The organism is Azospirillum sp. B21, from assembly GCF_008364825.1.
Classification (GTDB): domain Bacteria; phylum Pseudomonadota; class Alphaproteobacteria; order Azospirillales; family Azospirillaceae; genus Azospirillum.
In genome coordinates, this window is sequence record NZ_VTTO01000006.1 from 345,296 (window position 1) to 358,028 (window position 12,733).

A 12,733-nucleotide genomic window follows, 5' to 3' on the forward strand; every position below is an offset into this window, starting at 1 on the left:
GGCAGGAGCGCCGCGGTCAACGCTTCCATTCGCGGCTGGATTTGATGAAATCGGTCAGGGTGACGCCGATCTTGTCGTCGATGATCGCCACTTCGCCACGGGCGACCAGAACGCCTTCGACATAGACGTCGGTCGGATCCTTCAGATGGCGGTCGAGTTCGACGACGGCGCCGCGGCCCAGCTTCAGCAAGTCGCGGACGCGCAGCATGGCGGTGCCGATGACGACCTTGATCTCCACCGGCGCGTCGCCGATGGCGAAGGACGAGGCATCGCCGTCGTTGGGATCGGGCGCGCCGAGCAGGTCGTCGATGTTGGCCATGGCTGTCCAAGCTCCCGCGCCGGAATGGGCGCCTTCTTACACGAACGGCGTACTCTACACCCCGACCGGGCAGGCGGGCAACGCCACCAACCGGCGGACTTTGCGACAAGATTGGGCTTTCCCCGCCCCAGCGCTTCGCCCACATTGTCTGCACGCCCGCCGCGGCGGGCATCCGCCATCCTGCCGGATCATTCGTTACGATTGAGTAATGACGACTGCAGGGCAAGGGCACCGACCAACCGGAACCGGGTTCACCGTGATGACCGACAGCAGCATTTCCCCGCTTGTGGACGTTTCCTGGCTGAAAAGCCGGTTCGACAGCCCAGGCATCGTCGTCCTGGACGTGCGGACACCGCCCAGCGGCGGCTTCATTCCGGGAGCGGTTCATTCCGACTACGCAACGGCCGGCTGGCGGACTGTGGTCGGCGGCGGGGCCGGGATGCTGCCGGAATCGGCGGCGCTGGAGGGGCTGATCGGCGGTCTCGGCGTCGGCACCGGCGACCATGTGGTGCTGGTGGCGGCCGGCGCCAATGCGTCGGACATGGGCAACGCCACCCGCGTCTACTGGACCTTCAAGATGCTGGGGCATGACGCGGTGTCGGTCCTGGACGGCGGCTTCGCTGCCTGGACCGCAGCCGGCGGTCCGGTGGTTCCGCAGCCGACAGTGCGCAAGCCGACCGGTTTCTCCGCCCGCCTCCGCAGCGACCTGCGCGCCACGCTGGAGGAGGTCGAAGCGGCGGTGAAGGCCGGCGGCACTCCGCTGCACGATGCCCGCTCCGCCGAGCAGTTCGCCGGCAAGGCCAAAAGCCCGCAGGCCCGCGCCGCCGGCACCATCCCCGGCGCGGTGAACCTGGACATCGCCCCGCTCTTCTCCGCGGCGGACCATCGCTTCGCCTCGGCCGAGACGGTGAAGGCAATGGCCGACCAAGCCGGGCTGCCGCTGCAGGACCAGCCCATCACCTTCTGCAACACCGGCCACCTCGCCTCGGTGTCCTGGTTCGCGCTGAGCGAGATCGCCGGCGTGCCGGGCGTCCGGCTCTATGACGGGTCCATGTCGGAATGGAGCGCCGATCCGGAACGCCCTCTGCAGACCGAGGGCTGACTCACGACTTGGCCCGCCGGCGGCGCAGACGGCCAAGGTCGCTGCGCCGCACCAGCCCCAGCAGCACGGCAACGATGGCGTAGACCGCCAGCCCGACCACTGCCAGCACCAGCAGCCCGCCCAACCGCTCGAACAGCCCGGTGGCACCCAGCCACGGCGCCAGTCGTTCGGTCGCCAGCCACAGGGTGCCGGCCATGGCGGATGCTGCGATCACCATGCGCGGCAGGTTGCGGGTCAGGCGCGCATCGGCCCGGAACAGGCCGCGCCGGTGCAGCAGCAGCGCCAGCAGGCCGGCATTCACCCAGGCGCCGACGGAGGTCGCGACCGCCAACCCGACCTGGGCCAACGGCCCCATCAGCGCCAGCTTCAGCGCCACATTGATGCCGACCGCCACCAGCGCCACCCGCACCGGCGTCGCCGTGTCCTGGCGGGCGTAAAAGCCGTTGACCAGACTGCGGATTACCACGAAGGCCGGCAGACCCAGCGCATAGGCCTGCAGGGTGAGGGCGGAGGCCGCGGCGTCGGACGGGCCGAAGGCGCCGCGCTGGAACAGCACCGACAGGATCGGCGTGCCCGCCACCAGGAAGGCAATGGCCGCCGGCAGGGTCAGCACCAGCGACAGTTCGATGGCGCGGTTTTGGCTGTCGACCGCGCCGGCTTCGTCGCCGCTCTTGATCCGCTTGGACATTTCCGGAAGCAGAACGGTCCCGACCGCAATGCCGATCACCCCCAGCGGAAGTTGGTTCAGCCGGTCGGCGTAGTAAAGGTACGACACCGCACCCGTCGGCAGGGCCGAGGCGATCAACGTGTCGGCGAACAGGCTGATCTGCGTCAGGCCCGATCCCAACGCCGCCGGCCCCAGCACCGTCAGGAAGCGCTTCACGTCGGCGGACAGGCGCGGCACCACCGGCCGCAAGGTCATGCCTGCCCGCCGCGCGTCCCAGGCCAGATAGAGATACTGCGCCACGCCGGCGGCCAGAACGCCCCAGGACAGCGCATGGCCGGCACTCGGCATCAGCGGGGTTCCCACCACCAGCGCCGCGATCAGGCAGAGGTTCATCAGGATGGGGGCGGCGGCGGCGGCACCAAAGCGGCTCATGCTGTTCAGCACGCCACCGTAGAGCGATACCAGCGAGATCAGCAGCAGGTAGGGGAAGGTGATGCTGGTGAACAGCACGGCCAGCCGGAACTTCTCCGGATCGTCGGCGAAGCCGGGGGCGAAGACCGTCATGAATTGCGGCATGAAGGCCAGCACTGTCAGCAGAAGCACCATCTGCACGATGACCAGCAGGGTCATCACCTCGTCGGCGAAGCGGCGGGCCGCGTCGGCGCCGTCCTGCACCAGCTTGCCCGAGAACAGCGGCACGAAGGCGGAGTTGAAGGCACCCTCCGCAAACAGGGCGCGGAAATGGTTCGGCAGCCGGAAGGCGACGAAGAAGGCGTCGGCCACCGGCCCGGCGCCGAGCAGCGCCGCGGTCAGCACGTCGCGCAGGAAACCAAGCACCCGGCTGGCCAGGGTCAGGCCGCCGACGGACAGGATATGACGGAACACGATGGCTGAATCGCTCTTGTGGTGCGGATGATGCCCGGCGGCATCCTAGCGGTGCAGCCGCGTTCGTCATAGGATCGCCGCCCACATTCGTCCAGAACACATCTCACGACATCACAGGTCGAAGGCCCCGACATGCCGCAGCAGCAAGCCCTCCCCCTGACCTATCTGGAAGCCGGCGAAGCCAACGGCGGAACGCCGATGCTGGTCCTGCACGGCCTGTTCGGCTCGGCCCGCAACTGGCAGACGCTGGCCCGCCGCTTCGGCGAATCGCGCCGGGTCTATGCGCTGGACCTGCGCAACCACGGCGGCGCGCCCTGGGCCGAGGGCATGAGCTACCCGGAGATGGCCGCCGACGTGCTGCGCTTCCTCGACGACCGCGGCTTCGCCCGCGCCACCATCGTCGGCCACTCGATGGGCGGCAAGGTTGCCATGGCTTTGGCCCTTGCCCATCCGGAGCGGGTGGAGCGGCTGGTGGTGGCCGACATCGCCCCCGTCGCCTACACCCACACCCACGCCCCCTACGTCGCAGCCATGAAGGCGGCCAAGCTGGAAGGCGTCACCCGCCGGCCGGAGGTGGAGTCCCAGCTGGCCAACGCCGTGCCGGAGGCGCCGCTGCGCTCCTTCCTGATGCAGAATCTGGTGCTGGAGAACGGCGTCTTTTCCTGGCGGATCAACCTCGATTCCATCGGCGCGAACATGGAGGGGCTGATCGGCTTTCCCGATTTCGGCGGCGCCCGCTATGAAGGTCCTGCCCTGTTCATCGGCGGCGGCGCCTCCGACTACATCCGGCCGGAACATCACGACGCCATCCGCCGCCATTTCCCCAAGGCGGAAATCCGCATGATCGAGGGGGTCGGACATTGGCTGCATGCCGAGCGCCCGGCCGAATTCGCGGCGATGGTGGAGGGATTCCTCTGATTTCCGCGGCAAAACTCCACATTTTCGCGTGGTTGTAAGCCGAAGCAGATATTGCATCGCCCGGACTGCGGGGCTATCAAGCCTGCGCGCTTTAAAACGCGGCCTGCGAGACAACGCGGCTGCCATTCCTCGAAGGATCGACCGACCATGAGCGTCATCACCGAGATTCACGCCCGCGAAATCCTGGACAGCCGCGGCAACCCGACCGTGGAAGTGGACGTTGCGCTGGACAGCGGCGCCTTCGGCCGCGCCGCGGTGCCGTCGGGCGCCTCCACCGGCGCCCATGAGGCGGTCGAACTGCGCGACGGCGACAAGGGCCGCTTCGGCGGCAAGGGCGTGCTGAAGGCGGTCGAATCGGTCAACGGCGAGATCTACGACGCACTCGCCGGCCTTGACGCCGACGACCAGCGCGCCATCGACCTTGCCATGATCGACCTGGACGGCACCGAGAACAAGAGCCGGCTCGGCGCCAACGCCATCCTGGGCGTGTCGCTGGCGGTCGCCCGCGCCGCCGCCGAGGATGCCGGCCTGCCGCTCTACCGCTATGTCGGCGGCGCCTTCGCCTCGCTGCTGCCGGTGCCGATGATGAACATCATCAACGGCGGCGCCCATGCCGACAACCCCATCGACATCCAGGAATTCATGATCATGCCGGTGGGCGCCGAGACCGGCGCCGACGCCATCCGCATGGGTTCCGAGATCTTCCAGTCGCTGAAGAAGAAGCTGAAGGACGCCGGCCACAACACCAATGTCGGCGACGAGGGCGGCTTCGCCCCCAACATCGGCTCCACCGACGAGGCGCTCGGCTTCGTCATGAAGGCCATCGAGGCCGCCGGCTACAAGCCGGGTGACGACGTCATGCTGGCGCTCGACGCCGCCTCGACCGAGTTCTTCAAGAACGGCAAGTACGAGCTGGCCGGCGAAGGCAAGTCGCTGTCGCCGGAACAGATGGTCGCCTACTGGTCCGATCTGGTCGGCCGCTTCCCGATCATCTCGATCGAGGACGGCATGGCCGAGGACGACTGGGAAGGCTGGAAGGCGCTGACCGACGCCATCGGCAACAAGGTGCAGCTGGTCGGCGACGATTTGTTCGTCACCAACCCGAAGCGTCTGGCCCAAGGCATCCGCCAAGGCGTCGCCAACTCGATCCTGGTGAAGGTGAACCAGATCGGCACGCTGTCGGAGACGCTGGAAGCGGTCGATATGGCGCACAAGGCCGGCTACACCGCCGTGCTGTCGCACCGTTCGGGCGAAACCGAGGACAGCACCATCGCCGATCTGGCGGTCGCCACCAACTGCGGCCAGATCAAGACCGGCTCGCTCAGCCGTTCGGATCGCCTCGCCAAGTACAACCAGCTGATCCGCATCGAGGAGCAGCTGGGGGTCGCCGCCCGCTTCGCCGGCCGCGGCATCCTGAAGGCTTGATCGCCGTGATGTGAAAAAGCCCCTCTCCGGGATGCCGGAGAGGGGCTTTTTTGTTGGTGGGGTGAGGGCACCGCGGAGAAGAACTCTCACTCCCCAGCCAGCGCGCCGATCATCTTGCGCACCGCGGTCATCTGGAAACCGCCCTTGCGGGCGAAATCGTAGCCGGTGTAGCCGAACCAGTCCCAGCAGGCCTTGGGGTTGGAGGTCGGCTTTGCATTGGCGTCGATCTGCGGGTACAGCACGACGATGTTGTTGACGTCGGCCCAGCGGTTGTAGCCGGCATTCACGGCGAAATGGTCGCCGATCAGGTTCGACGCCATCTTGCAGCCGTGGAAGGCGACATGGATGCGGCAGGTCTGCTTGCCGCCCTCGCAGGCTTCGGGAACATAGATGTAGCCGGTCTTGGCCATGCCGCTGCGGCTGGGCTCGCCGACGAAGGGCGCCTGGTTGAACAGCTGGGGCTGGCGGGCCGCGGCGGGGGCGTTCGGGGTCTTGGCGTCGGCGTAGAAGAAGCGGACGATGGCACCCGCCTGATCGTACTGGCAGTTGTTGATGTATTCGCTCTTCTCATCCTCCTTCGGGATGAAGTCACAGGCGGCGCCATAGCCGTCGGTGATGTAGGCATGCGCCGCCTTCGGGAACTTCACATAGGTGAAGTTGGCGTCAGTCACGCCCAGCGCCTTGTAGAACCGCTCCGTGGCGTCGGCAACCGGGCGCTTCACCGTCAGGTCGTTGTCGCCGTTGAACAGGTAGATCTTCGACTGCGCCATGTTCGACAGCGAGTCGATGTCCTTGGACTTTTCACGCTTCCTTGCGTTGGCGACCAGCGCGTCGAAATCCGGCGCCCCCATCGCCACGTCCATGCAGCGCTTCAACGCCACCACCGCAGGGGCGATGCCGCCTTCCGACACCTCGGCACAGGCATAGGGGCCGCCGGCGACGAGGCCGGCCGCCTTGACCAGACCCGAATAGGCGACCTGGAACTGGCCGGCCATGTAGGCGCCGGAGGAAATGCCAGACACCGTGGTCTGCGCCGGATCGATCTTCAGCTTCAGATCGGAGAGCTTGACTGGAGCGCTGCTTTGGGCTGCGGCGGGAAGAGCCGCGAGAACGACGAACGCCGCCAGCGCCGATTTCAAAATGACTTTATTGGAAATGGTCATGAGAGGGTCACCTTTGCCCGGCAAGGGTTGTCAACATCGCATGGACAGCGGCGATCTGCGCCCCGCCCTTCGTTGCGTAATCCGTCCCCGTCGTGCCGATCCAGTCCCAGCAGGCGACCGGGTCCGCCGAACGGCGGGGCGACAGCTGCGGGTAGAGCACGATCAGATTGTTGTTGGCCGCCCAGCGGTTGAAGCCGGCGCCGGTGGTCACCGCGTCGCCGACCTCCGCCGCGGACTGGCGGCATCCGTGAAAGACGATGTGCACGGCGCAGGCCGATCCCCCCGCACAGGCCGGCGGCACAAAGACGTAGCCGGCCGGTGCCAGACCGGTTCGTTCCGGATCGCCGAAAGGCGTCTGGTCAAAGGGGCTCGCCGCCGGCAGGTCCGGGGAGGGCGGATTCAGGCCGCCGTAGATGTGCGACAGAATTCGTCCGGCTTGGTCATAGTCGCCACAGGCGTTGACGTAGGGGGTGCGGTTGGCGTTGCAGTCGTTGGGCCCGCCCGGTGAAATGAAGCCGTTGCCGGCCTCCAGACCCGCTTCCAGGCGGATCCGGTTCGCCGGGACGCGGGCGGCACGATAGAAGGCCTCCGCCTCCTCCACCGCCTTACGGTTCACCACCATGTCGGCGCGGCCGCTGAACAGATAGACCTGGGCTTCCGGCAGACGGTCGAGCGGATCGATCGCCCCGGCGGCGGCCAGCGGCTGCGCCGCCTCGTACAGCGACTGCCCTCGCGGCCAGAGCGCGTTGCCCTGCATGCAGGACGCCGCCAGCAGCGGATTCTCCGCGGCGCAGAGGAATGGGCCGCCGGCAACCAAGCCGACGCCCGTGATCTCGGTGGAATGGGCGACATGGAACTGGAGCGCCATGAAGGCGCCCGCCGCCAGACCCGACGCCGAGCTCTTTTCGATGACGACCTTGCGCGGCAGGAGCGGGGGCACCGGTTCACCGGCCCTGGCGCCCGGCCAATCGGCGAAAGCTGCAAGCAGCGTCAGCGCCGCAATCCATGCAACCAGGAAAATCCGGGACTGCCGATACGATGCCACCTGCCATGCCCCATCCGCGGCCATGAATGCGGAAGGTAGCGATGCAATGATGTTTGTCTATCAAAAAGGATATGAAGCCATCCGATGCACGCGGATGCAGGACTTTTCACAACTTGATTGCGCGCGGATGGCGTGAGAAGCCTTGCCGCACCCATGAGAAAGGCCGGCGGAGCCCCCGCCCCGCCGGCCTTCCGTCATCGCTCGCCGACTCGGCGGCTTCAACCGCGCAGATAGGCCAGCACGTTCTCCGGCGAGGATTCGCCGTAGGGATCTCCGTTCTCGCCGTCGTCGTTGATGCCGGGCTCCTCGAACCATTTCTCGACCACGCCGTCCTTGACCACCATGGCATAGCGCCAGGACCGGAAGCCGAAGCCCAGATGATCCTTGTCGATCAGCATGCCCATGCGGCGGGTGAAATGGCCCGAGCCGTCGGGGATCAGCTTGACCTTCTTCAGGTTCAGGCTCTTGCCCCACTGGAACATGACGAAGGCATCGTTGACGCTGAGGCAATACACCTCGTCGACGCCGAGATCCTTGAACTCGTCGTAAAGCCGTTCGAAAGCCGGGCACTGCTCGTTGGAGCAGGTCGGCGTGAAGGCGCCGGGCAGGGAGAACAGAACGACGCGTTTGCCCTTGAACAGCTCGTCGCTGGCCACGTCCTGCCAACGGAACGGGTTGGGGCCGCCCACGCTTTCGTCGCGCACACGGGTCTTGAACACCACCGAGGGGACCTTGCGCCCTTCCATCGTCATCTCCGGCTATCGTTTCGACTGTATCGGCCAATGGGGTGAGCCGCGCCGCATCCGTACCTTCCGGGCCGACGCCGGTCACGATACCGGCTCCCCCAGCCTCCTCCAACCGGCAATAAGTCATGCACCCGTTCCGGCAAAATGCCGCAAGACGGACCGTAAGAGCAGCCAAGACAGGGGTAGAGCTGCGCAAAAGTGGTGGCATCCCGTGGCAATCCTGTGACGCGTCCGAATGTTAAGGTCCCATTTACCAAGATCGCGTTCCCTGAGCTCGCCTGCATCCAGTGGGCACTGTGCCGACCGGTGACAATTGGAGGGCTGTTTATGCCTATTTCGACCAAGTCCAACACTACGCAAAGGACCGGCATCGATAAGCCGGAAGCGGCTTTCAACCGCGGCTATTTTACCAGGGTACTTGTTAGTACATTTATCTTCAGCGCCACCATCAATGCTCTGATGCTGGCCATGCCGCTTTATTCGCTTCAGGTGTTCAGCCGGGCCATTCCGTCCGGCAACTACGACACCCTGATCATGCTGACCCTCATCGTGGTCATCGCGCTGACGCTGAGCGGCGTGCTGGAGATGGTGCGGTCGCGCCTGCTGGCCCGTGCCGGCAACGCGCTGGAGGTACGGTGGCGCCGCCGGCTGACCGCCGACGCCCTGGACGCCGCCGGCCGCGGCCGTCCGGACAACGGCCCGCTCGCCGACCTGATGGAACTCAAGGCCGCCTTCGGCCGTCCGTCGCTGCCGGCGCTGATGGACCTGCCCTGGGCGCCGCTCTACGTCATCGGCATCTACGTGATCCATCCGATGCTGGCGCTGGTCCTGGTCGTGTCGATGGCGATCATGGCGGTGATGGGCTGGATCGGCTATGTGGCCGTCAAGGACGTCAACGACGAGAGCAAGCTGCCGGCCGGCCGCGCCCAGAAGCTGTTCGAGGCCCTGGCCTCCCGGTCCGACACCGTGCGCGGCCTGCGCATGGGCGACACCGCGCTGGATGCCGTCAACCGCGACTTCCTGACCGCCAGCGCCCTGCAGAACCAGGGCTACGAGCGCAGCGCCTCCATCGGTGCCGCCACCAAGTGGGTCCGCATGGTCCTGCAGATCGCCGTGACGGGCATCGGCGCCTGGCTGGTGATCGAGCAGCACCTGTCCTTCGGCGGCATGATCGCCACCTCGATGCTGGTCGGCCGCGGCCTCGCCCCCATCGAACAGACCGCCGGCGCCTGGGGCGGGCTGGTCCGCTCCGCCCAGGCCATTCGCCGCCTGCTGCCGCTGCTGAAGCGCCTGTCGCGTGAGCCGGAGCGTCCCGCCGTCCCGGTGGAGAGCGAGCGCCTGACCGTCGAGAACCTGCTGTTCGTCTCCCCCCGCGACCAGAAGCCGATCCTGCGCAGCGTCAATCTCTCGATCGAGCCGGGCGAGACCGTCTGCATCGCCGGTCCCAACCGCTCGGGCAAGTCGGTCCTGGCCCGCCTGCTGGCCGGTGTCGCTCTCCCGTCGGCAGGGACGGTGCGGCTCGGCGGCCTGTCCGTCGCCACCCTGACCCCCGACGCTCCCGAACAGGGCATCGGCTACCTGCCGCAGCAGGTCGATCTCCTGCCCGGCAGCATCGCCGACAACATCGCCCGCTTCACCAGCGCCAGCCGCGAACAGGTGGAAGAGGCCGCCAAGGCCGTCGGCATCCACGAGTGGATCGAAAGCCTCCCCATGGGCTACGAGACGGAGGTCAACGACCCGCTGTCCCCGATCACCGGCGCCAGCGCCCGCCTGATCGGTCTTGCCCGCGCCGCCTTCGGCCAGCCGCCGCTGATGGTGCTGGACGAGCCGACCGCCGGCCTGGACGAGTTGGGCATCAAGGCCGTCCGCGCCTTCGTGGCGGCCGCCAAGCAGCGCGGGGCGACCACGATCGTCATGACCCACGCCCCGGTCTTCGTCGACATGGCCGACCACACCTACGTCCTGAAGAACGGCATGGCGATGGAGCTGCCGCGTCCGGAGCAGCAGCAGGCCCAGCCCGGCGCCGTCAACCTCGCCCGCCTTCGCAATCTCGGCCCTCAGGCCGGTCCGTCCGCCGCCACGGCAGGGGCCGCCGGCTGACCGCCGGCACCGCCCTCAAATCCGAGCAGCCGGCCAGCGACGCCCGACCCGACAGAGCCAAGGAAGTCCCCATGACCACGATGACCACCAGTTTCCCCGCCCCGCTCTCCTCCGACACCGGTCCCGAGACCCCCGCCGGCAAGCCTTCGCGCAAGACCGCGACCATCACCTCGATCCACGCGCTGCGGGCGGCGATGCCGGAAACGGGCGTGCGCGGCCTGCTGCTGGGCGGCTTCCTGGTCCTGGCGGTCGGCTTCGGCGGCATGACCGGCTGGGCGGCGGTGGCCCCGCTGCACAGCGCGATCAGCGCCGTGGGCTCGCTGGCCCCGGAAACCGGCCGCAAGGTGGTGAAGAACACCGAGGGCGGCGTGATCAGCGCCATCCTGGTCAAGGAAGGCGACCGGGTCGAGGCGGGTCAGGTCCTGATGCGGCTGGACAGCACCGAGGCGCAGACCCGGCTGGAGATGCTGAACGTCGCGCTGTTCGACACGCTGGCGACCGAGGCCCGCCTGTCCGCCGAGATGTTCGAGAAGCCGGCGATCGAATGGCCGGCGGAGCTGACCGCCCGCCGCTCCAAGGAGCCGGCGGTCGACAACGCCATGCGGAACCAGGAGAAGCTGTTCCATGTCCGCCGCAACCAGCTGGAGACCGAGGCCAAGCTGACCCAGGACCGCATCGCCACGCTGGGCGACGAGGTGCGCAGCCTGGAACAGCAGCGCGCCTTCCTGGCCCGCGAGATCAAGCTGTCGGACGAGGACATCCAGATCACCCAGGGCCTGCTGGACCGCGGCAACTCCACCCGTACCAAGCTGGTCGCGGCGCAGAAGGAGAATGCCCAGCTGCACGCCCAGGACCATGCGCTGGAAGCCCGCATGTCCCAGTCGCGCCAGCAGGCGGTCGACGCCCAGGGCGACCTGGTCCGCCGCCGCAGCGACTTCCGCGAGAAGGTTCTGGTCGAGCTGGAAAAGTCCCGCGGCGACGCCCAGAAGCTGGCCGAGCAGATCCGCGACGCCAAGAACCGCCTGGACAACCGCACCATCAAGGCGCCGGATGCCGGCAACGTCGTGATCTACGGCCACCCGGCCGTCGGCGGCACCATCACCGCCAACGAACCGGTGCTGGACATCGTCCCCGACGACAAGGCCCTGCTGGCCGAGGTCCGCATCCAGCCGAAGGACATCAAGTCGATGGCCGTCGACCTGCCGGTGAAGGTGCAGCTGACCGCCTATGACAGCCGCGTCGTCGGCACCATCGACGGCACCGTGTCCTACGTCTCGGCCGACCGCCTGACCGACAACGCCACCCGCCAGGACTATTATCTGGCCCGCATCCGCCTGAAGGACGCCGATAGCCACGAAGTCCGCCACATGAAGATCAAGGCCGGCATGCCGGTGGAAGCCCGCATCGTGCTCTCCCCCCGCACCCCGCTGGACTACCTGATCCAGCCGCTGAGCCAGTCCTACGTGAAGGCGTTCATCCAGGAGTGACGGGTTCCTGGGGAGGAAGGTGCTTTGCCCCTTCCCCGACCCTCCCCCACCTTCGGTGGGAGAAGGTGCCTTATGCGAAGCGATGACAGTCCCCTCTCCCGCGTTAGCGGGGGAGGGCTAGGGAGGGGGCAATCGGAGCCGACATCCCCACACAGAAAAAAGCCCCCGGCCATCCGGCACGGGGGCTTTTCCTTTTCCCGAAACCTCAGCTCCGCCCCGGCCGCAAATCCGGCCTCGGCGGGACCGCCATCGGGGTGGGAAGCGGCTCCGGCACCTGGATCGCCTCCGTCTGCTCCTTGGTGCGGCGCGATGCCGCACGGTCCTGCGCCAAGCGGTCCATCGCCTCCTGGCGCTGCGCTTCGGTGGTCAGATCGGTCGGGCGCGGGGGAACCGTGCCCAGGTTCGGGTATTCCGTACGCTCGCCGCTCATGCCGCGGATGGGCGACGTATTGTCGCTGACCGGCGAGGGCTGGCCGGTGACGGCGCCCAGAAGGCCGGTGTCCAGCGCCCGGTCGCTGCAGGCCGACAGCCCGAAAACCATTGGCATTACAAAGATCAGGGTGCCGAACACCCGTGCGGTCACCGCGATGCCCCGACCGCCCTCCTGACTGCCCGTCACCATCATCCTTCCCCGTGTCTGGCCGCGACGCCGCACTTGTGCGACGATCCGTGAAATGAAATGTTCACACCAGCGGTGTATGAGAGGTTTCGGATTTCTCCCGCACCGCACCAGAAGGCCGGACCGCCGCACGCCACCCACAGCGACATGGTGCAGAACGCCCGCTGATAACATCAACCGCAAGCCTGTATAGCCGCCCGTCAGCAAGGCCCAAAGCCCTATCTGGGCCATACGGACCATGGTGGCCGATACCACGT

The 12,733-nt window shown here is 67.3% G+C and carries 12 protein-coding genes; 6 read left to right on the forward strand and 6 right to left on the reverse strand.

The features are described from left to right. Positions 1-16: 16 nt before the first annotated feature. On the reverse strand, positions 17-319 hold the full coding sequence (gene fliN, locus FZ983_RS17245; protein WP_014188019.1) for a flagellar motor switch protein FliN: 303 nt from the start codon (positions 317-319) through the stop codon (positions 17-19). 259 nt (positions 320-578) lie between these two features. Between fliN and FZ983_RS17250 the strand changes: the two genes are divergently transcribed. Further along, the gene (locus tag FZ983_RS17250) at positions 579-1,421 is read left to right on the forward strand and encodes a sulfurtransferase (RefSeq protein ID WP_149224735.1); all 843 of its coding nucleotides are present in this window, start codon (positions 579-581) and stop codon (positions 1,419-1,421) included. Position 1,422: 1 nt separating this feature from the next. Here FZ983_RS17250 and murJ read toward each other — a convergent pair whose 3' ends face one another. Beyond that, positions 1,423-2,973 carry a murein biosynthesis integral membrane protein MurJ gene (murJ, locus tag FZ983_RS17255; protein WP_149224736.1) on the reverse strand — a complete coding sequence of 517 codons (1,551 nt, stop codon included), beginning with the start codon at positions 2,971-2,973 and terminating at the stop codon, positions 1,423-1,425. Positions 2,974-3,105: 132 nt separating this feature from the next. Between murJ and FZ983_RS17260 the strand changes: the two genes are divergently transcribed. Continuing rightward, positions 3,106-3,891: an alpha/beta fold hydrolase gene (locus tag FZ983_RS17260; protein ID WP_149224737.1), complete on the forward strand. Its 786-nt coding sequence runs from the start codon at positions 3,106-3,108 to the stop codon at positions 3,889-3,891. A gap of 147 nt (positions 3,892-4,038) precedes the next feature. Then, the gene (eno, locus tag FZ983_RS17265; RefSeq protein ID WP_014188015.1) at positions 4,039-5,316 is read left to right on the forward strand and encodes a phosphopyruvate hydratase; all 1,278 of its coding nucleotides are present in this window, start codon (positions 4,039-4,041) and stop codon (positions 5,314-5,316) included. Between the two features lie 86 nt (positions 5,317-5,402). Here the strand turns inward: eno and FZ983_RS17270 are convergent, their stop codons facing one another. After that, positions 5,403-6,479, reverse strand: a complete 1,077-nt coding sequence (locus FZ983_RS17270; RefSeq protein ID WP_149224738.1) for a PHB depolymerase family esterase — start codon at positions 6,477-6,479, stop codon at positions 5,403-5,405. 7 nt (positions 6,480-6,486) lie between these two features. Beyond that, positions 6,487-7,347 (reverse strand): PHB depolymerase family esterase, encoded by an 861-nt coding sequence (locus FZ983_RS17275; RefSeq protein ID WP_247883800.1) that lies wholly within the window; start codon positions 7,345-7,347, stop codon positions 6,487-6,489. On the opposite strand from FZ983_RS17275, the gene FZ983_RS34755 reads away from it, so the two are divergent. Further along, a complete protein-coding gene (locus FZ983_RS34755) occupies positions 7,346-7,660 on the forward strand; it encodes a hypothetical protein (RefSeq protein WP_247883801.1) in 315 nt (104 codons plus the stop codon). The genes FZ983_RS17275 and FZ983_RS34755 overlap by 2 nt on opposite strands. 82 nt (positions 7,661-7,742) lie before the next feature. Here the strand turns inward: FZ983_RS34755 and FZ983_RS17280 are convergent, their stop codons facing one another. After that, entirely contained in the window at positions 7,743-8,270 is a 528-nt protein-coding gene (locus tag FZ983_RS17280) for a peroxiredoxin (RefSeq protein ID WP_149224740.1), read from the reverse strand. A gap of 327 nt (positions 8,271-8,597) precedes the next feature. Here FZ983_RS17280 and FZ983_RS17285 point away from each other — a divergent pair, with 327 nt between their 5' ends. Together FZ983_RS17285 and FZ983_RS17290 are read left to right on the forward strand one after the other, a co-directional pair. Then, entirely contained in the window at positions 8,598-10,370 is a 1,773-nt protein-coding gene (locus FZ983_RS17285) for an ATP-binding cassette domain-containing protein (protein ID WP_247883802.1), read from the forward strand. Positions 10,371-10,441: 71 nt separating this feature from the next. Then, positions 10,442-11,857: an HlyD family type I secretion periplasmic adaptor subunit gene (locus FZ983_RS17290; protein ID WP_149224742.1), complete on the forward strand. Its 1,416-nt coding sequence runs from the start codon at positions 10,442-10,444 to the stop codon at positions 11,855-11,857. Between the two features lie 205 nt (positions 11,858-12,062). Here the strand turns inward: FZ983_RS17290 and FZ983_RS17295 are convergent, their stop codons facing one another. Then, the gene (locus FZ983_RS17295; RefSeq protein ID WP_149224743.1) at positions 12,063-12,479 is read right to left on the reverse strand and encodes a hypothetical protein; all 417 of its coding nucleotides are present in this window, start codon (positions 12,477-12,479) and stop codon (positions 12,063-12,065) included. Positions 12,480-12,733: the final 254 nt, after the last annotated feature.